Source organism: Bacteroides zhangwenhongii (assembly GCF_009193325.2).
In the GTDB taxonomy this organism is placed as follows: Bacteria; Bacteroidota; Bacteroidia; order Bacteroidales; family Bacteroidaceae; genus Bacteroides; species Bacteroides zhangwenhongii.
The window spans coordinates 2,290,132-2,311,476 of record NZ_CP059856.1; the positions used below are offsets into that span (position 1 = coordinate 2,290,132).

17 protein-coding genes are annotated in these 21,345 nt (G+C 38.6%); 8 read left to right on the forward strand and 9 right to left on the reverse strand.

Features of this window, described 5'->3' with window-relative positions; genetic code table 11:
* Positions 1–5: 5 nt before the first annotated feature.
* From GD630_RS09300 to GD630_RS09320, 5 genes are all read right to left on the reverse strand, one after another.
* Positions 6–1,295 carry an inositol-3-phosphate synthase gene (locus GD630_RS09300; RefSeq protein ID WP_007765839.1) on the reverse strand — a complete coding sequence of 430 codons (1,290 nt, stop codon included), beginning with the start codon at positions 1,293–1,295 and terminating at the stop codon, positions 6–8.
* A 108-nt stretch (positions 1,296–1,403) separates the two neighbouring features.
* On the reverse strand, positions 1,404–3,956 hold the full coding sequence (locus GD630_RS09305) for a DUF5686 and carboxypeptidase-like regulatory domain-containing protein (RefSeq protein ID WP_143866474.1): 2,553 nt from the start codon (positions 3,954–3,956) through the stop codon (positions 1,404–1,406).
* Positions 3,957–4,073: 117 nt separating this feature from the next.
* A complete protein-coding gene (locus tag GD630_RS09310; RefSeq protein WP_143866476.1) occupies positions 4,074–6,683 on the reverse strand; it encodes a sensor histidine kinase in 2,610 nt (869 codons plus the stop codon).
* A gap of 128 nt (positions 6,684–6,811) precedes the next feature.
* Positions 6,812–8,161: an NAD(P)/FAD-dependent oxidoreductase gene (locus GD630_RS09315; protein ID WP_143866478.1), complete on the reverse strand. Its 1,350-nt coding sequence runs from the start codon at positions 8,159–8,161 to the stop codon at positions 6,812–6,814.
* Between the two features lie 83 nt (positions 8,162–8,244).
* Positions 8,245–9,150 (reverse strand): glucosaminidase domain-containing protein, encoded by a 906-nt coding sequence (locus GD630_RS09320; protein ID WP_143866480.1) that lies wholly within the window; start codon positions 9,148–9,150, stop codon positions 8,245–8,247.
* A gap of 171 nt (positions 9,151–9,321) precedes the next feature.
* Here GD630_RS09320 and GD630_RS09325 point away from each other — a divergent pair, with 171 nt between their 5' ends.
* The gene (locus GD630_RS09325) at positions 9,322–10,944 is read left to right on the forward strand and encodes a site-specific integrase (protein WP_143866482.1); all 1,623 of its coding nucleotides are present in this window, start codon (positions 9,322–9,324) and stop codon (positions 10,942–10,944) included.
* Positions 10,945–11,000: 56 nt separating this feature from the next.
* On the forward strand, positions 11,001–11,219 hold the full coding sequence (locus tag GD630_RS09330) for a hypothetical protein (RefSeq protein WP_143866484.1): 219 nt from the start codon (positions 11,001–11,003) through the stop codon (positions 11,217–11,219).
* A 12-nt stretch (positions 11,220–11,231) separates the two neighbouring features.
* Here GD630_RS09330 and GD630_RS09335 read toward each other — a convergent pair whose 3' ends face one another.
* From GD630_RS09335 to GD630_RS09350, 4 genes are all read right to left on the reverse strand, one after another.
* A complete protein-coding gene (locus GD630_RS09335) occupies positions 11,232–11,858 on the reverse strand; it encodes a recombinase family protein (RefSeq protein ID WP_143866485.1) in 627 nt (208 codons plus the stop codon).
* Between the two features lie 386 nt (positions 11,859–12,244).
* The gene (locus GD630_RS09340; RefSeq protein ID WP_143866487.1) at positions 12,245–13,567 is read right to left on the reverse strand and encodes a hypothetical protein; all 1,323 of its coding nucleotides are present in this window, start codon (positions 13,565–13,567) and stop codon (positions 12,245–12,247) included.
* A gap of 244 nt (positions 13,568–13,811) precedes the next feature.
* Entirely contained in the window at positions 13,812–14,291 is a 480-nt protein-coding gene (locus GD630_RS09345; protein ID WP_143866489.1) for a hypothetical protein, read from the reverse strand.
* A 6-nt stretch (positions 14,292–14,297) separates the two neighbouring features.
* Entirely contained in the window at positions 14,298–14,543 is a 246-nt protein-coding gene (locus GD630_RS09350) for a hypothetical protein (RefSeq protein ID WP_143866491.1), read from the reverse strand.
* 481 nt (positions 14,544–15,024) lie between these two features.
* Here GD630_RS09350 and GD630_RS09355 point away from each other — a divergent pair, with 481 nt between their 5' ends.
* The 6 genes from GD630_RS09355 to nudC all read left to right on the forward strand — a co-directional run bounded on the left by GD630_RS09355 (position 15,025) and on the right by nudC (position 21,333).
* Complete coding sequence (locus GD630_RS09355) at positions 15,025–15,507, forward strand: cytidine deaminase (protein WP_143866493.1); 483 nt, start codon at positions 15,025–15,027, stop codon at positions 15,505–15,507.
* A gap of 2 nt (positions 15,508–15,509) precedes the next feature.
* Positions 15,510–16,349: an AraC family transcriptional regulator gene (locus GD630_RS09360; RefSeq protein ID WP_143866495.1), complete on the forward strand. Its 840-nt coding sequence runs from the start codon at positions 15,510–15,512 to the stop codon at positions 16,347–16,349.
* Between the two features lie 88 nt (positions 16,350–16,437).
* A complete protein-coding gene (locus GD630_RS09365; protein ID WP_143866496.1) occupies positions 16,438–17,019 on the forward strand; it encodes a DUF417 family protein in 582 nt (193 codons plus the stop codon).
* Positions 17,020–17,118: 99 nt separating this feature from the next.
* A complete protein-coding gene (locus tag GD630_RS09370; RefSeq protein WP_143866498.1) occupies positions 17,119–18,492 on the forward strand; it encodes an FAD-dependent oxidoreductase in 1,374 nt (457 codons plus the stop codon).
* Positions 18,493–18,814: 322 nt separating this feature from the next.
* Positions 18,815–20,449 carry an ABC-F family ATP-binding cassette domain-containing protein gene (locus tag GD630_RS09375; protein WP_143866500.1) on the forward strand — a complete coding sequence of 545 codons (1,635 nt, stop codon included), beginning with the start codon at positions 18,815–18,817 and terminating at the stop codon, positions 20,447–20,449.
* A gap of 47 nt (positions 20,450–20,496) precedes the next feature.
* Positions 20,497–21,333 carry an NAD(+) diphosphatase gene (gene nudC / locus GD630_RS09380; RefSeq protein WP_262890833.1) on the forward strand — a complete coding sequence of 279 codons (837 nt, stop codon included), beginning with the start codon at positions 20,497–20,499 and terminating at the stop codon, positions 21,331–21,333.
* Positions 21,334–21,345 lie beyond the last annotated feature (12 nt).

Here is a 21,345-nt window from a genome sequence, read left to right on the forward strand (position 1 = left end):
CCTATTTAAGCCAAATAATCAGGTTCTTTTTCACCAATCATGTTACGCAATGTCTGTTTTACCATTCTCCATTGAGTGAACAAGTCGTGTTCCGGTTGGTGTTCAAAATCATGCATCGGGCTCTTGCAGAAGAATGACAACCAAGTCTGGATGCCACACATACCTGCACGCATTGCCAAATCACTGAACAATACAAGGTCGAGCGCGATAGGAGCAGCAAGGATAGAGTCGCGGCAAAGGAAGTTTACCTTGATTTCCATCGGATAGCCCATCCATCCGAAGATGTCAATGTTATCCCATGCTTCTTTGTTGTCTTTGCGAGGAGGATAGTAGTTGATACGTACCTTATGATAAACATCTCCGTAAAGATCGGGGAATTTTTCAGGTTCGAAGATAGTATCGATTACAGACAGCTTGCTGACTTCTTTTGTTTTGAAGTTTTCCGGCTGATCAAGAACTTCACCGTCACGATTACCCAATATATTGGTAGAGAACCAACCGCTCACACCCAACATACGAGTCTTGAACATCGGAGCCAATACAGTCTTCATCAAAGTCTGACCACTCTTGAAGTCCTTTCCTGAGATAGGCACATTCATCTTCTTAGAGAATTCCCACATAGCCGGAGTATCTACGCACAAGTTAGGAGCACCCATAATAAACGGAGCACCTTCTGCAATAGCAGCATAAGCGTAACACATACTCGGAGAAATAACTTCCGTATTATTCTCCTTCATTGCTTTTTCCAAAGCGGCGAGTGACTGATGTTCGTCAGACAACGGAACGTAGATTTCTGTGCTGGCAGCCCAAAGAACAACGATGCGGTCGCAGTTGTTAGCAGCCTTAAAGTCACGGATATCCTGACGGAGTTGTTCTACCATGTCCCAACGGGTAGCAGCATTCTTGATATAAGTACCATTCAGACGTTTAGCAAAATTGTGATCGAAAGCTGCCGGCATTGGCTTGATGGCTTCCAATTCGTCTTTTACTCCGTTCAGGTCTTTTTCTTTCAAGACTTCTGCATACATAGCAGCCTCGTATGCGTTATCCGGGAAAATATCCCAACCTCCGAAAACAATGTCATTCAAATCTGTCAAAGGTACAACATCTTTGATAAGTTTTTCCTCATTGTTTTCCATGCGCATAGTAGCCAACTGTGAAATAGATCCTATCGGTTTTGCCAGTCCCTTGCGAGAGGCTAGTGTACCCGTAATCATTGTGGTAGCAACTGCTCCACCCACTCCAACTACCAACACGCCGAGACGTCCGGTAGCGGGCTTAATTTCTTGTTTCATTTCTATTCTATTAAAATTAAACTAAAATTGTTGCAAAAATAAGATTAATTAATTACTAAAACGAGCTTTATTTGTCATATAAACATGGCAATTAGCAGGATTTAACTTTTAGAAGGTCATGTGGAGACTTATCCTCAAGCCTGATTTGTCAATTCCGGGTGCATCACGGTATGTAAGCCTCCACACATAGTCCAAGCGTAATACCTTGAGAATATTTTCAATACCTATCCCCGCCTCCACGTATGGTGTTTTCCCCATTGACTGTGTGTTCGCTATCGGAAAAGCGAACAAGCCATCACTCAAGGCCGGATTGTTCTTATCACTTAAATGCCCATACAACCCGCGACATGAGACAACCTCCCTCCATTTTAGCTTCTTTAACAATGGAATACGATTGAATAACCAACCGTTGAGGAAATAGGTAACATCCCATGAGAAATATTCGTCATTCATAAATTCCATCGCATTCATCAATGAATAAGATTCGGGCTGAATGGTATAAGAAAGGTTGGCATTGGGCATGATTAACAAGGGGAAAGGAACTTTGTCCCACACTTTACCCGCTTTCAGAATAATATCCGTATAGCCGAAAGCAGAAAACCAGAACCGCTTCTGGATACCGGCCTCAGTATGGTTATATGTATAATCGCTACCTAAAATACCCTTACCGGCAATAGTATGCGACAAGGTAAAGACAGGTGCATCCAACGAAACGGGAAAACGGTTCCATTGAGTTTGGAAAAACTTCTCATTAGGGGCATAACGCAACTTCAACTCTGCTGCGCTGGTAGAAAAATCCTTGACCGGAGTATAAACGCCGCCCTCTTTTCGCAGGAAAGGAATCAGATACGAAGACTCATCCGTCCGCCTGCGGGCTGTCAATTGGAAAGAAAAGCCCGAATAGAATTCATTGGTATAGGTCATTTCCGCCTGTTTGAAATAACCGATACGGTCATCCTTTTCACGTTTCAAAGCCAGAAACACATTATCTTTACTCGTATACAGGTAGTTTTGCCCGTATTGGTTGACATCAGACTCGTAACGTAACTTCAAAGAGTGAATAGGAAATTCGTTAGCATATTCTTTTTTCTTTTTGAACGAATATTCCAGTTCCGCCAATCCTTTCACACGCTCATCCTTAAAACCGTACGCAATGTACCCTTTTGCAAACAGATGAGGATTGAGCCAGGCAGTTGTCATCCCTCCGGCACGAATACGGGGACCTTCGAGTGTATTACCGCTAATAGTGGCGTTCATCGGGCCAATATAGAAAAGAGGTGCTTCCTTAGAGGTCGGGATATATCCGGTAAAGAGGATAGAAAGTACCTTTTCTGTCCAATAATAGACCGGATAACTGCGCAACTGTGCCATCAAGTGATCTACCGAATTTTCTTGTTGCGAGATAGCGGCTTCCGGGCGATTCTCCGCCCAAAAAGATTCGGAACGCGCCAAAGCCTCCGTTTCTTCAATGATACGTTCCGGCTTGGTGAAAGCCTTGTCGGCTTCTGCAGTCGGTGCAAATGTATAATTGCTATAATCCGCCACACGACGGGCAAAGATCCCATCCTGCCCTTCGGTCAACTTAAATTCAACCGTAATGCTTTCATGATCAAGCAGGCGCGTACCGTCTTCGGCACGTTTGAATTCCTGTTCGAGCAACATATAGTCTACAAAATTCAGGTTTATCTTTTTGGGAAAGTTGAATACGGCACGTTTGACAAAATAAGTAGAGTCGAGCACTACATACAGATGTCCGTTGAATCCGAAAGACTCGGAGTTAAATGGGGTGAAAGCCAGATCTACACAAGGTTCACCGGCTATCTGCAATGTATCCATCAGATAATACTTATAGAATCCCGTACCGATGCGGGACAGTGGACTGACAAACTTATTGGTAAACAGGGAAATGTTATTTTCGTAAATATCCACATCCTTGAAAACTTCGTTGATAGCAGCCTGCATCCCTTGTTTGGAAAGGAACTCATCAACACCCGCCTGTTTGCGTCCTTTCACCCATTGTTTCTCGGAGCGGGGAGATTTCCGATAATAGTCCGTAGCAAGCAACTCTCGGGCTGATACGGTAAGAATAGGTTTACCGGTGACGGCAGAAGTATCTATATACTCGGTAAGAAAATCAAATTTACGATATAACCATTTCTTCTGCTTCTCTTCATCAAAATTATTCAGCGCGAAAGTAGTCTTCTCATAACGTTCGCGTTGCCAAAAATCTTTTTCATTTGGAGAATGATTATCACGACTCTCAATCATCCGACGAACAAATTCCACTGCCGGATTATCTTTTTTCCGGTAACGCTCCCGTTTGGGCTTTACCACAACTTCAGAAAGGTCATAAGCAGTAGGCGCAAGCGCTACTTTGTAGGATAAATTACGGGCCGGATAAATCCTCCGACTATTCTCGTTATAGCCGATGACCGATATCACAAGAATTGCTTCGGAACGGTTGGTCTTGAAATAAAAGCGTCCGTCACTGCCGGTCGTAGTTCCCTCAGTCGTGTCTTTCAGACGTACAGATGCATAAGGTAGAGGTTCTTTTGTCAGAGAATCAGTCACCACTCCTTGCACTACATACTGTGCGCTTAGAGGAATACTGATTAACAATAAAAGAAAGAGCGTCAGTGTACCTTTTACGATTAGTCTCATACCTTAAAATCCTATTGAATTGAGCGGGGCAAAGGTACGGGTATTTAAGGACAAAAAAAGGTCTGTTTGGCGGAAGAAGTGTTCTTATTTGACACAATCAAAGAAGAACAGTCCGATTTATTCGCAATAATCGGGAAGGCGCACAGTGAAACGGGTTCCCTTACCCACTTCGGAAGTTACAGAAATAGTCCCTTTTAAACGCTCGACAATTGTTTGACAGATACTCAATCCCAATCCTGCCCCTTGTGTGAAATTATCAACTTTATAGAACCGTTCAAAGATGTGCCGGATACCTTCTTCCGAAATGCCGACTCCGGTATCTTCTACAAAGATACGGGTATATCCGGGCTCTTCCTCTTCTTCATAACCGAAAGTGATAGAACCGCTGAATGTAAACTTAGCCGCATTATTAATCAGATTATTCACTACCTGTTGCAGGCGTACGTTATCTGTCTGAAGGTACTTTTTATCCCCTTCGGGCATACGTAGCAGCAGTTCCACTCCCGGAGGCATATTCAACCGCTGTGAATCGTGAACAGTCTTCAACAGCAGAGGTAAGTTATGTTCCGCAAAGATAAATTCCATCGTACCTGACTCTATACGGGACAAGTCAAGAATATCATTAATCAATGCCAACAGCAAACCACAATTTTTATTAATAGTCGCAATAAACTGAGCAACTTCTTCTGTTGTAAACCCACTTGTATCACTCAGCAAATCGGAGAAACCAACAATAGCATTCAATGGAGTACGAATCTCATGGCTCATATTGGCAAGGAAGGCTGATTTCAGTTTATCAGTCTGAAGAGCTTTATCACGCGCTTCCCTCATTTCCTGTTCGGCCGTCTTATATCGCTGAATACTTTGACAGACACCTAATATATTATACAGCGAGTCTTGCGTCAATCCTGTGATAACGGAAGAACGGTATTCCCACCACTCGTATTCACCATCGGCGTTACGTTGACGGAAGTTCAGGCGCGTATTCGTATCTTCTCCGGTCAGCGCCCTGTCAAATAACAGTTTCACTTCCTTCAAATCGTCCGGATGAACCGTCCGCTCCATATCCTCACGTGAAATTATCGTAACCGATTCTTCATATCCCAGACGTGTCAAAAAGCCCTGAGGAAAGATGAAACAATTTGTTTCCACATCGAATTGCCACGGATAAATGGAACTTTCATCCATCGCCATATCAAAAAAACGTTTTTGCATTTCTTCATCCGAGATATTCCGGGCGGAAAACGCCATACCGGTAATCATACCCCTTGAACGGATAGGTACAATTTCTCCAGACACCGGGAAATACTTATCGCTATGCACCTCTTTCATAAAAGAACCTTGAGGTATCTGCACGCTCTCCCCTGTGCCGGCCACTTGTTTCAACATCTTATGAAGAATATCCTGCCCCTCATTATATATATTGAAAATACTGCCTGCCATCATCCCTTCATAAACACGTCCTCCCGCCTCGCTAGGCAAATGGAGCATTTTCAGCAGAGAACTATTCGTAAAATGAATATGCAAATCAGTATCATACGTTATCACCCCATCGCGGATAGAATGGAAAATATTATCAAACTCATTACGCTGTTCTACCAACTTATTCTGCACCAATAAACGGGTTTGTGCTTGAATCCGCCGTTTAGATTCGCGCCGGTTAACCCTCATCAGCCATACGACGGAAACAACCAACAATGCCAAAATAGACGGATAAAGAAGAATAAATAGGAATTTATACTTCTCCCAATAAGGTTCATTGACAATTATTCCACTTGAGGCTACCTTATCAGGATCAACGTAGAAGAAATCCAATTGCTTATAATCATATATAAATCCCTGCTTGCTTTCCGTTACTCCTATTTCTTGTGGAGATGTCCCCTTCAATACTTGAGAAGCCTTTTGCCCGGCCAATAATGCCGAAGTATAAGCATCACTGTCATAGGCACAGAATACACCATTAGTCAGCCCCACATTCTGGCTTGCAAACACAGGAGCTTTAGAGTTCTTCCCGACAAATGAGAGAAAAGGAGACCATTTAGGAGCTATGACAAGACGCCCGTGACTGTTACGCGGATAACAAATAGCTGCAATAATATGACTGGTCGTATGATTCTGGGTATTATAGATTTTCATATCATAATCCGGATGATCTTTCTGAAAGATGTCCCACTCCTCTTGAAAGTCATTAAGCCCCCTTGCACTCAGAAAACTATTGTCTATCACACAAAGCACTTCTTTCCGTAAAGGAAATATTTTCTGAGCCTGGCGGAGAATCACATCAAAGTCAGGATTGGCAACAAACCCGCAAACATTAGGATGGGCAGCAATCAATTTTTCATCAGGATATTTAATATCGAAAAACACTACCGGAATCTGCAAGGGCAACGAATCGCCACAGGCAAAAAGCGTGTAAAAGGCCTCATCACTTGCCGTAACAATCAAATCGGTCTTCCTTTCACGGGCACGTTCACAAAAGCGGCGCATGATTACCTTCTCCGACCGGAATGTCCAAAAATCGGCATCCAGATATTCTGTTGTAATATTCACCTTTATCCCACTCTCTCTGAATCCTTTTGCCAATCCTTGGTTCAGGCTGCTATGCCAAGGAGTCTGCGCTGTATAAGATTGTAGGAAAAGTATATTGAATGTACGTTCCGTAGCTGCCGCCTGAATAAGAACAGCCCAAAAGAGAACTACAAACAAACAGCAATATCGTCGATTCATAAGCAAAAGCCAGCGTTGTTTTCAATATTATGCGCACAAAGATAAGTTATTATATTGAAAACAATGCAAATAGCCCTATATTTTTATTCCTTCCACAAAGCTGTATCCGGTTATGTATAATGGAAAGGCTACTGATCTTCCGACAGCAAATCCTGCCCTAAATGAGTAGTTGCCTCCACCTTTTCCCGATCACGAATTTCTTTTGCTTTTCGCGCATAGACAATCATACGCATAGATTGATCATAAGTGAAATAATTCCATATCCAGTTAAGAAGTACGACCACCTTGTTACGCACTCCAAGAATGGAACGCAGATGGACTACCAACCACATAACCCAAGCCAACCAGCCTTGCATCTTCACTTTACTAAATTCCGCAACAGCACGGTTACGTCCTACTGTCGCCATAGAGCCCAAATTACGATAATGGAAAGGTTTCATCTCCTGTCCTTTTTCAAGACGTATCAGGTTCTTTGCCAACAGTTCGCCTTGCTGGATAGCGACTTGTGCCAATTGCGGATGCCCGTTCGGATAACTTTCATCAGTAGATTGAATGCATTGATCACCGATAGCGAACACATTATCCATTCCTTCTACACGGTTAAATTGATCTACTTTAATACGTCCGCCACGACCTATCAACGATGGGTTCATGTTACCGATAGTTACTCCGGTAACACCACTTACCCAAATAAAAGTACGTGTAGCGATTTCTGTTCCATCTTCGAGTATAACTTTATGGTCGCGATAGTCTATCACTCGTTTATTCAGCAAAATATTCACTCCCATCTCACGAAGAAATTTTTCCGCGTGCAATGACGAATCCTCCGACATCCCGGCAAGTAATCTCGATCCCGCTTCTATCAAATATATGTGCATCAGGCTGCTAGGCATATCCGGATAGTCATTCGGCAATACGAACCTCTTCATCTCTGAAAGTATTCCGGCCACTTCTATTCCCGTCGCTCCGCCTCCAACGATGACAATGTTCAATAATTCCTGTTGTTCCTGCTTGGTAGAACAAGTGAGAGCCCGCTCTAAATTAGCCAGAAGAGCATTTCTCAACCCCATAGCCTCCGACACGTTTTTCATCGGCATTGCTTCCTCTTCAATGTGTTTATTGCCAAAGAAATTGGTGGTTGTACCCGCCGCCAAAACCAAATAATCATATTCGGCTTTCCCGATGGAAGTCTGTATCATGTTCTTTTCGGGAAAAATGGCACGCACCTCCGCCATACGGAAGTAGAAATCTTTCCGGTGCTGAAAAATTTTGCGAAAAGGGAAGGAGATGGAAGTCGGTTCCATACCCGCCGAAGCTACCTGATAAATTAAAGGAGGAAACTGGTGATAGTTGTTCTTATCTATCAACACGACTTGAAAGCCCGACTTTTTCAACTTGTTTGCCAACTTCAGACCACCGAAACCGCCGCCCACTATGACGACCCGTTTCTTATTGTTTTTTGCTATGTTAAGACTCATATTCCAATCATGTTTTATCCAAATAATAACAGATGAATGAGTCAATAAGTTTTAGCAAAAATTCTTTTTTATCTAACAGTAACCTACCGCAGACGCAAACGGTCTCCTACTTCGGGGACATATTCGCCATCCTTACGATTCATCTTATACAGATTCTTAAGGCGGATACCGTATTTTTGAGAGATGCCATGCATGGAATCTCCATCTTTTACAATATATACGGTATAAGGTTTGGAAGCCTTTTTCTTCTTGCTCTTCAAATAGATAATATCTCCTTCTACTAACGTATAATCACGTTGCAGATCATTGTATTTCACAAGCTTCTTCCAACTAATATCAAACTCCTTACCTAAATCTTTAAAGGTATCGCCGTTACGGGCAACGATATAGGCAATATCATTGGCAATATATACCTGATGAGGATTCATCAGCCAAGGATTTTTGCGTAACTTACGTTCCGAATAAACACCTTTGCGGTCATATTTGTAGAGATCGTAATCTTCGATAATCGTAATCAAGCGGTTAGCATAGGAAGGATCAGTTGCGTATCCCGCCTTCTTCAATCCGCGCGCCCATCCTTTATAATCGGTAATATCGAGTTTGAAAAGGAAGGCATAACGGGCTCCTCTTCGAAGAAAATCGGAATGGTCTTCGTAAGAATCACGCGGGTGCTTATAAGCACGAAAACATTCATTGCGCGCATCGTCATCATGACGGACGCTGCGTCCCCGCCAACTGCCGCCACATTTGATACCAAAATGGTTATTGCTCTTTCGCGCCAATTGACTATACCCGGCACCACTTTCCAGCAATCCTTGCGCCAACGTGATACTGGCGGGAATCTTATAAAGTTTCATTTGTTCAACAGCCAGCTCGCTATACTTGTTTATATATTCTACATAGCGGGCATTCCGCCTCTGCGCTTGCATCCCTATGGCAAAGAAGAAAACTACGGTTAAAAAGACAAGTCTATACAGTTTGTTCTCCATTTTAATTCAGATATGTATTATAAGGACACAAAAATCCGAAAAATAATTGAAAGTAAAAAAGATTTTTCACGAATATTGGTTAACAGGTATTTAAGAGAATACCACTCTTCTTTCCCGCCATCTCTGTAGAACAAAAAGAACCAAAAGGGAGAACTTAACCAGAGAACAAAAATGGAGAACCAACAATTTTTTTTTGATGAGGCTATAAAAATGTATTTTAATTTACGACAGAGCAAATTAGAGAGGCCAACTATTATCTATATTGTTATTAGTGCCAATGGTATGAAAACTAAAATAAGCACCAATGTAAAAGTTTATCCTAGTCAATGGAATTATAAACAATATAAAGCTATTATAAGCCATCGCTTAACTGAACTCGACAATCACAACAATACTATTGTCAATAGTAAATTAAACGAATGCATTATTGCTTTTAATCAGGCAAAAGATTACCTTTGCCAAAATACAACAGCGTTAAATCAAAAAATCGATATTATAAAAAAATACATTTACAAAGTTACTATGAGTAAAAAAAGAACAGAGCCCCCCTTCCATTGGATATTCAGAAAATTAAGGGAAAAAACTATAAAAGAAAGTTCAAAAACAACAGAATATAGAATACTAAAATCATTCCAAGAATACCTTAACAATAGCAATATTAATCTTGACAATTGGGATAAATTAAATTTAGATTTATTGATAAACTATAGAGAATACCTCAAAACAAGAACAAATAGGCAAGGTAAACTTGATGAAGTTAGTACTCGCAATCAAAAAATAAAAAAAATTATAGAATATGCAAAACTTGCCGAAAAGGAAGAACTCATAGATTTAAAAAAAAGTCGAATTTCACTATATGAATTTGAAAAAGACTTAAGAGGCAACAATAACCAAATTGTATTAAAAGAAGACGAAATAAAAGCCATATTAGAAGTCGAATTAACAGGAGATAAAGAAAAAGTACGAGATTTATTCATTTTTCAATACTATATAGGACAGCGATATAGTGATATTGAACAAATAACAAAAGACAGAATACAAGAATATAAAGGAAAAAAATATTGTATTTTAAAACAAAAGAAAACAGGTAAATTGGCAGAAATAATACTGCATCAAAGAGCTATAGATATTCTCGAAAAATACAATTATAAATTACCTCAAATCAATATATACAAATGCGATAGAGATATAAAGTCTATAGCAAAAGAAGCAGGAATTAAGGGAAAAGAAATAATATCAGAACAAAGAGGATATGAAATAAAAGAATCAGAGAAGGAACGTTGGGAGTTAATAGGAACACATACTAGTAGAAGAAGTTTTATAACCCATTCTATAGCCCAAGGAAAAAGCAGAATTGATACCCAAAGACAGAGTGGGCATAGTACGGAAAACAGTCTCAATAAATATATTAAGGACAAAGATATTTCTTTCATTGAAAAAAGGATAGATAGAGAAATAGAAGAAGAAAAAGGAAAATCGTCTAATGTAGAATTTGATTCAACAATCATTGATAAACTAATAAATGAAGCAAAAGAAAAGTTTATTCAAAATACAATAAATGAAGCAAAAGAAGTACTAACCATGCTAGGAGCGCAAAGTTATGAATTTCAAGATATATATGATATTGAAGCATTACACAGATTGATGAGCTATAAATATGAATCCAAGCTACTCAATGTTGGAATCCCTATAGAAACTATAAAAGGAATATATAATACACGAGAAAAAACATTATATGAAAAAGCAGAGGCTATACAAAAATTATATAATGAGGCAATTAATAAAACAAAATAATCTCATTATATAATATATTTTTATATCTTTGTCGAAACATTTAAAATTAAAATATTATGGCAAGAGTAACAGAAACTTATTACACTAAAATTAAGGAAAATAAAATCAAACTAGAAGATGTTCCTATTAAAAAGTTGTGGGAAGAATTAAAAAATAGTCAAGAAGAGCTAGAAAAATACAAGAAAGGAAAAGATTCTAATACCATAATAAAAAAGATAAAAAAAATAATAGAGGACTACGATAAAAGTGAAATAAAAAAAGAAGAGGAGAAATAAAATCTCCTCTTTTTATACAAATTCCTTTTTTATTCTCTGAATTGTTGATAAAGAATAGCCTGTCAGTTTTGCAATATTACGAAGTGAATATTGTTGTTTTAGCATTCTAATAACTTCTTTATACTCTTCTTTTTTCTGTTCTGTAGATTTACAACTTCCTTTTTTTCTTCCTAAAACTCCACCACGTTCAATATACAATTTCCTACCACTATTTAGACGATATTGAATATTTTCTCTCTCCAATTGCGCACACGTTGATAACGTAGCAAGCATAACAGGAGCAAACATTGTAGGATTATTTTTTTCATCTAATAACAAAAATCTTTCTTTTTGAATATATAAATTTATTTTTTTATCAACCAATAATTTTACTGTTTCTAAAACTTCAAAAGCATTGCGTCCTAAACGACTAAGTTCACTAACAAGGATTATATCTATCCTTTCTTTAGAAGAAAATTCCAATGCATCCATTAATATTTGTCTATCACAATTTTTCTTTGCACCTGAAATACGTTCTTCAAATATTTTAATAACATCTAAATTTTCATATCTAGCATAATTCATTAAATCTGAAATTTGCCTATCAGAATTTTGTCTATCTGTAGTTGAACTAACACGAGCGTAAATTATAGCCTTCATATAGTAACATTTATTTTAATACATTGCAAATGTAGTATTTACATCTAATATAGCCAAATAATTCAAAGATTATTTTGAATACATAAACAAAACGTATTCAATGTACAATATAGATTTATTTGAATACAATAATTTTCTGAATACAGAGCAGATAATAAACTATAAAAACAAGCGTATCTTTCATCTATTATTATTATTTTATTTAAAAAAAATCCAAAGCTAACATTCTCTAATAGAATCAATAATAGAAATCATAATCCGAATAATATCCAAAAATAAAACACGCTCGGTAAAAAAGACGTTTCTATGTAACTTTTATCTCTAAAAGGCCTGGCCGTTATAATAAAAACGGCCAACTGTGGCCTCAACAAATTCTATATAAAATTTTAAGCAGTAAAACTAAACTCCTTAATAAATTTATATAAAGTTGATTTTCCTACGAATATTCCATTTTCCCTTAAATTAGATATATTATCAATAACTGACAAATTAAAATCATAAAATTGGCCTAAATCCTCATATAACATCTGTTTTTTTGCAATATTCTTCGCACTATTTTTAGAGATTCCATGCTTTAAACAATAGGCTGGGTTAACAATATATCTTCTTTTGTCTCTTTCTATTTTTATCTCATATCTTGTATTAAAATAAGCATTATATGCTATTTTAAATAATACATTACAAGTTATTTCATTATCATAATTATATATATAATATACGACCTCATGAATTAAACAATAAAGTAAGTGTTCAATACTAATATCAGAAAGCATATATTTTCTAATTAGCGCATTATTAAATAAAATTTTACTTCTCTTTCCTTTTCTTATTTTTAATGGTTTAGAAATATATGTTTCCCTACCATTATCCAATATTACTTTTTCATTTATCCAATAACGTTTAATCTGTGTATAATTACTAGGCAACCTAATAAATGCAATATCATCATTAACAGTAGGAAGTGGGGTTGTATTAAAAGCAACATATCTATCTGAATATTTAGCTATAATCTTCTCAAAATCATTATTATTTCTACATTTCCAAAAATCAGTCATAAACTCTTTATCCACAAATTCCAAATCAGATTTTATAATGTACTCCTTCTTCTCTTTTTTTATAGATTCTGAATTGGAATATTTCAAATATTCATCAAAATCATTTAAACTAAAAATATTATAACTAACATAATATATAATATTATCTTTACTATTTCCAGCCATTTGTTGAGATGAATTTAGGCAACTTTTATCTTTTAATTCAAATTCAAATACTTTCTTTATATACCCCATAATCCCTAAAGCAATCTTTCTATACAAAGAATTATCAGGTATTATATCATCAAACACATATATTAATCTATATCTATTATTTTTATCTAATATATTAGAAAATGTAGAATAAATAAATGAAGGTTTCAATTCTATTTTATCCCAAAAATCATGAATATTAATTTCAAAATCATCAACATCAATGCTAATAAAACTTGCAGAAAGTAGATTTTCAATCTTTTTATCTTTCTGTGTTATAAACTCCGTATCAGACTTAAAATGATTAATAAAGCAATATCCACATTTTATATATTCTATAAATTCATCAATTAATACATCAATAGGTTTATTATAATTTACTTTGTACCAGTGTTGAGGCTTTTCATCATAGTTAATAGTACTAAAAGAGACACTTATTCTCTTATTTTCATTTTTTATCATTTAAATTTATTGATTGCTCCTACTTCTTATTCAGACAACTATTAGAGAACAAGAAGTGATAATAGGAAGCCTTCTTATTTTTTATTCTAATAGCAAAAAGAGGAAAATAGCTATTTTTCTTCATCTTCAAATGTATATAGAAAAATATTAAAATCCAAAATTAACAGCAAAAGATTTGCCATTAAAACAAAAAAGCTCTACCTTTCAGTAGAGCTTTTAAGCCAATAGATTTATTGTTCAATCATTACTTTTGCATCTCATTTTGCTGCACAATTTCTTTTAGTAATAAATTACAGAGACTAGCAGCTTCTTGACTTGCTATTTTAACAGGTCGTTTAAACATATAAATTATAATAATTGCTATAATTACACCTGGTATTCCTTGCATATATATAGGCATTTCAACAGAAAGCACACACACTAATATACACAGCAAAACTATAATAGCAACGATAACGAACCAAGCAGTAGAAGGTAGTGCTACATAATAAAATGAAACCTTAAACTTATCTTTATTATTATCAATTAAGCAATGTATTATTTTTCTAGTCCAAAAATTGTTATGAGAGGAAGTATCAAAGCTAAAAGCATTTCCATCTCTTTCACATGGCATAACCTTGTTAAAGACATTATGTGACAAAGATAAAAATTTCCCTTTTGTCAAATTGGAAGTTATAACTTCACTACCGCCATCCCGAAATCCTCTTTCAAAATAGTCCTCCATAATGATTTATTTACCGTCCATCAGGTCGCCAGCTATCTGTAGCATTGTATTCAAATCCCCATCTTTACCAGCTTGCTTATATTTTACAATAGCAGCTTCCAAATAAGCCTGTCCACCTTCCATATCATCAACTTTAAAAAACTTAAAATAGGTCTGCGCATCTTTTTGAGGGTTTAATGTAATTTTAGCCTCATCATTACAGGCAGCAAGGAGCAAAAACATTGCAGCAAATGCAAATAATAATTTTTTCATGATAATAAAGATTTTAATAACTCGCCAAGCCTAATCGAAATAATAAAAAAGAAAGAGCGCAGGCTTGTTAGTTTATCTGTATCGAAGCATCGCCAAACGCTCACATCACAATAAACACAACAATAGCCCACGCTTCATATAAGGAGCGTGAGCATTTAGTTGCTATCCTCGTGATGTTTTGAAATTGGCGATTTCCGATACAAGGATATACTAAACGCTCTTTACGTTATCTAAAATGTCGAGACAAAGATAACATTTTTTTCATTCAATAAATAAAAAACACGAGTTTAAGAATATCAAAATAATAATTTGTGGCTATATTTGCAGCGTTCTAAGAGATACAAGAAAGAACAAACACAGATTACCAATATTATAATAGTCTATTTTTCAGTATACTTTAAAAATCCGAAAAATAATTGGGATTATCAATCTCTTTCCTAACTTTGTAACATTAATTGTAGAAACCAATACCGTAACGCGTATGAAAGACCTCATAATTACCGCAGTGATTAAAGTATATCAATATGATGAGCTGAATGAGGCCGACCAGGCACTCGTTAAAACCGCCAAAGATGCAACAGCACGCAGTTATTCCCCTTATTCGCATTTTTCGGTAGGTGCCGCCGCACTTCTCGGCAACGGAATTGTCGTAACAGGAACAAATCAAGAGAATGCCGCCTACCCGTCGGGACTTTGCGCGGAACGTACCACGCTGTTCTATGCCAATTCCCAATATCCCGACCAACCGGTCGTTACCCTTGCCATTGCAGCAAGAACGGAAAAAGATTTTATAGACCGACCGATTCCTCCGTGCGGTGCCTGCCGACAAGTGATTCTGGAAACGGAGAAACGCTATGGGCAACCGATACGTATCTTGCTCTACGGCAAAGAATGTATTTACGAAATAAAGAATATAGGTGATTTGCTACCGCTATCATTTGACGCATCAGCTATGGAGGAATAAGTATGTTACAGCAATATCACACAAAACTAAAAGGTACTCTCGCACTCACGGATTCTTATCTGACAGAGAAAGCGTTACAAAGAGAAAAAGGACTCTATAAGTTTATATGGGTGCGCAACGGAAGTATCACGGTAGAAATTGACCACCAGGAAATGGTATTGGTCAAGGATGAGGTAATCTCACTTACCCATCTGCAACACCTCGAATTCAAATCAATCGACGGTGAATACCTGACCCTCCTATTCAACAGCAACTTCTATTGTATTTATGGGAATGACCATGAAGTATCATGCAGCGGTTTCCTATTCAACGGTTCGTCCCATCTGATCCGCTTCATGCTGAATGAGCAAGAACGCAAGGAATTGGATACCATCACCGAAGCATTGGAAAACGAGTTCACCGTAACTGACAGTTTGCAGGAAGAAATGTTGCGTATCCTGCTGAAACGGTTTATCATTCAGTGTACGCGCATTGCACGCAACCGTATGAATATCACCCGCGAAAAAGAATCCGGCTTTGAAATCGTACGCCAATACTACAATCTGGTTGACGAGCATTTCCGTACGAAGAAACAGGTTCAGGATTATGCCGATATGTTACACAAATCCCCCAAAACACTATCGAATATCTTTTCCACATGCAAGCTCCCCTCTCCGCTCCGCGTGATTCACGAGAGAGTAGAAGCGGAGGCCAAACGCCTCCTGCTTTACAGCAACAAAAGTGCAAAGGAGATTGCTGATATTCTAGGTTTTGAGGATCAGGCTTCTTTCAGCCGTTTCTTTAAAAATATAACCGGACAGAGTGCCGTACAATTTAGAAATACACAAGAAGGGAAAAATTGATAAGGGATACGGAAGTATTGCCATTGGAAAGGTATTGGAAAAGCACGATCTTTGCGGTGTAAGTTAAACCAATAAAAACCCCAACAAGATGAAAGAGAAATTTATCACTCTACTAACCTTCACATCCGGTCTGAAGAATTTCGGTATCAAATTTATCCGCGTAGCTATCTTAGTAGTATTCGTATGGATTGGCGGATTGAAGTATTTTCACTATGAAGCCGACGGGATTGTTCCGTTCGTTGCCAACAGTCCTTTCATGAGTTTCTTCTATGCTAAAGACGCATCCGAATACAAAGAATACAAAAATCCGGAAGGTGCTTTCGTACCGGAGAATCGTGCATGGCACGAAGCAAACAATACATATACTTTCTCCTACGGATTAGGAGCGCTCATCATGAGTATCGGTATTCTAGTATTTCTAGGAATCTTTTTTCCGAAAGTAGGACTGATAGGCGACACATTAGCCATTATCATGACACTCGGCACACTATCCTTTCTCGTCACGACTCCCGAAGTATGGGTTCCTAATCTGGGTAGTGGAGAATTCGGCTTTCCATTACTCTCCGGTGCAGGGCGGCTTGTGATTAAAGACATTGTGATCCTGGCTGGTGCTGTAGTATTATTATCCGACTCGTCACAACGCGTACTCAAAATAATTAAAAAAGACTAATCTGACTGCCGTAAGGAGTTCCGACTTCTTGAGATAACGAAACAAATAGGCTTTACCCTGTGTTATATAGCCTAATACAAATCGTTAATCAAAGAAGTTATGAAACAGTATGATGCAATTATTATAGGATTCGGCAAGGCAGGAAAAGTCCTGGCTGCCGAACTTTCCAATCGAGGATGGCAAGTTGCCATCGTAGAACGCTCCAACATGATGTACGGAGGTTCTTGCCCTAACATAGCCTGTATCCCGACAAAGACATTGATACATGAAGCAGAGATGTCTTCACTGCTATACCATGGGGATTTTCTGAAGCAGACTAATATGTATAAGCAGGCTATTGCCCGTAAGAACAGGCTAACCTCTTTTCTTCGGGAAACTAATTACGAGAATCTAAGCAAGCGTCCGAATGTGACTATTTATACAGGGACAGCTTCCTTTGTATCGCCTAACACTATAAAAGTAGCGCTTCCCGACGGAGATATTGAACTGCAAGGAAAGGAGATTTTCATCAATACCGGTTCCACTCCGATTATTCCGGCAATCGACGGGATTCAACAAAGTAAACATGTGTACACCAGCTCCACACTTTTGGATATGAACGTCCTGCCAAAACATTTAATTATTGTCGGCGGCGGATATATCGGTTTGGAGTTCGCTTCGATGTTTGCCGGATTTGGCAGTAAAGTGACGATTCTTGAAGGAGGCAACCGTTTTATGCCTCGCAACGATCAAGATATCGCTAACAATGTCAAAGATGTAATGGAGAAAAAAGGCATTGAGATTCATCTGAATACACGCGCACAGTCTATTCATGATACGAGTGACGGAGTGACACTGACTTATTTGGATGTATCTGACGGCACTCCTTACTTTGTAGACGGAGATGCAATTCTTATCGCAACAGGGCGGAAACCGATGATCGAAGGATTGAATTTACAAGCAGCAGGTGTAAAAGTAGATGCACACGGAGTAATTGTTGTAAACGATCAGTTGCGCACCACCGTTCCTCACGTATGGGCAATGGGAGACGTAAAAGGCGGACCGCAATTTACTTATCTTTCACTAGATGATTTTCGGATTATACGCGATCAACTCTTCGGAGATAAAAAGCGTGATATCGGCGATAGGGATCCTGTTCAATATGCTGTATTTATTGATCCGCCTTTGGCGCATATCGGCATTACCGAAGAAGAAGCACTGAAAAGAGGTTATTCGTTCAAAGTATCCCGGCTTCCGGCAACTTCCGTTGTCCGTTCACGTACATTGCAACAGACGGACGGTATGCTGAAAGCAATCATCAACAATCATAATGGAAAAATTATGGGATGTACCTTATTTTGCGCTGACGCTTCGGAAATTATAAATATTGTAGCTATGGCAATAAAGACAGGGCAGAATGCCACTTTCCTGCGCGATTTCATCTTTACTCACCCCAGCATGAGTGAAGGATTAAACCAATTATTTGACATATAGAAATTTTCAATCATCCTCACCGTAATGAGTATTGTTCTCACTAAGGTGAGAATGATTTAAATCAAAAAACAGTTTTCCATCTCCATAGAGTGAAATCTAACAAAAAGTGTTATCTTTGCAACCAAGTTAAACTATATACCTACCGCAATGAGAATTAGTAAGTAAGACAACACTTCTAAGTAAACATCACTTTTCTTATATGCTTTTTCTATTTTGTTAAGCATCACGAAATCCGTGTTGTTTAGCCAGTATTGTGTTTGTCGTTCCCCTATCCTGTGATTTTCTTTCACTCTATTATCAACCTCAAACCCAATAGATCATCATGTCTATAAGTATTCAACAAATCAGCTATATCCATCCGGATAAAGAAGTATTATTCAGTGATCTCAATTTCGCCATCAGTAAGGGGCAGAAACTGGGATTAGTCGGTAACAATGGCTGCGGCAAATCTACTTTGCTGCAAATTATTGCCGGACAACTTTCACCCTCTTCCGGTGTCATTGTCTGTCCGGACAACCTGTATTATATCCCGCAACATTTCGGGCAATATGATTCATTGACTATCGCCCAGGCACTCCGGATAGAACGTAAGCAACAAGCCCTACATGCTATCCTGTCAGGAGATGCCTCAAACGAAAACTTCGTCGTTCTGGATGATGACTGGAATATTGAAGAACGTTCCATTGCCGCTCTCGATTTATGGGGGCTAGGACAGTTTACTCTATCCTACCCGATGAATTTGCTTAGCGGCGGTGAAAAGACCCGTGTATTTCTGGCAGGGATGGACATCCATCACCCATCCGTCATACTTATGGATGAACCGACCAATCATCTTGATTCTTCCGGCAGACAACGTTTATATGACTGGGTAGAGAAATGTCGCTCCACGCTGTTAGTGGTTAGTCATGACCGCACTCTGCTTAATCTTCTCCCCGAAATATGCGAGCTGGAAAAGCATCAAATCAATTACTATGGAGGAAATTATGAATTCTACAAAGAACAAAAAACGCTGATGCAGGAAGCATTGCAGCAACGTATCGAAGAAAAAGAGAAAGCACTGCGCATTGCCCGCAAAGTGGCACGCGAAACGGCCGAACGCAGGGACAAACAAAATGTGCGCGGAGAAAAGAATAATATAAAAAAGGGAGTTCCTCGTATTGTGCTCAATGCGCTTCAAGGAAAATCGGAAAAAAGTACCAGTAAACTTAACAGCACCCATCAGGAGAAAGCCGAGAAGTTAACAGGCGAACGTAACCAACTTCGAAGTTCGCTCTCCCCGACCGCTATACTAAAAACCGATTTTAATAGTTCCTCGCTCCACACCGGAAAGATATTGGTGACAGCAAAAGAAATTAACTTCGGTTATCATCCCAATTCAGACAGTAATGATATTCAGGATAATGGTGACTTCAAACTGCAACTTTGGCAAACACCCATCAGCTTCCAACTAAAGAGTGGGGACCGCCTCCGTATAGAAGGGGTCAACGGCAGTGGGAAAACAACTCTTTTGAAGCTAATCACCGGACAGCTTCAGCCACAAGAAGGAAACCTGACACGAATGGAATTCACCTATGTCTATCTGAATCAGGAATATTCTATCATCGACGACCGGAACAGTATCCTGGAACAGACTTACGCTTTCAATAACCGGAACCTGCCGGAGCATGAAATAAAGATTATTCTAAACCGTTATTTATTCCCCGCTTCCGAATGGGATAAATCCTGCCGGAAACTTAGCGGTGGTGAAAAAATGCGCCTTGCTTTCTGCTGCCTGATGATTAGCAACAATACTCCCGATATGTTTATTCTGGATGAACCGACCAACAATCTGGATATACAGAGCATTGAAATCATCACTGCTACCATCAAAAACTATACGGGTACTGTAATTGCAATCTCACACGACGATTATTTTATTCAGGAAATCGGTATCGAGCAACGTATTTTATTAAGCTAGTCTATTGATATTTTATCCGGTAAGTCTAAATATCAACCTAGTTTTTTATAACTTCGCAGCGCGAAGAAAAGAATTGGAACAAAATGGATCAGACTGTACAATCATGGTGGTTTATCTTTTATAAAGATCAACTGCTTCTTGAGAAAAAAGGGGATGGTAAATATGCCGTCCCATGTGGAGAAAGTTCTCCTATCATTATTAAAGAAAAAACAACAGTACACAATATCACAACACTGGAAGGGAGAAACTGCAAAGCTTTCTCCCTCTCCTCTCCCTTTGAAGAATCAGAGCAATGGACAATGACAGGACTTCGTACCTCTTATGATTATCTTCCTTTATCTCATTATCAGACAGCAGGAAAAGCGCATGAGATTCTGCATTGGGATAGAAACAGCCGATTCTGTTCCGCCTGTGGCACGCCGATGGAACAGAAAGAGTCTATCATGAAACGTTGCCCCAAATGCGGTCAGGAGGCATATCCTTCCATATCCACAGCGATTCTTGTATTAGTGAGAAAAAAAGACTCACTGCTCTTAGTGCATGCCCGCAATTTTAAAGGAACATTCAACAGTCTCGTTGCCGGGTTTCTGGAAACCGGAGAAACATTAGAAGAATGTGTAGCCCGTGAAGTGAAAGAAGAAACCGGACTGGATGTGAAGAATATCACTTATTTTGGCAACCAGCCCTGGCCTTATCCCAGCGGTCTGATGGTCGGCTTTATAGCAGATTATGCCGGAGGGGAAATCACACTCCAAGATGAAGAGTTGAGTTCGGGAGACTTTTACACAAGGGATCATTTGCCTGAACTTCCCAGGAAACTTAGTCTTGCACGAAAGATGATCGATTGGTGGATTGAGCATCCAAATGAACATGTGGCAAACTAATAATCATAAATC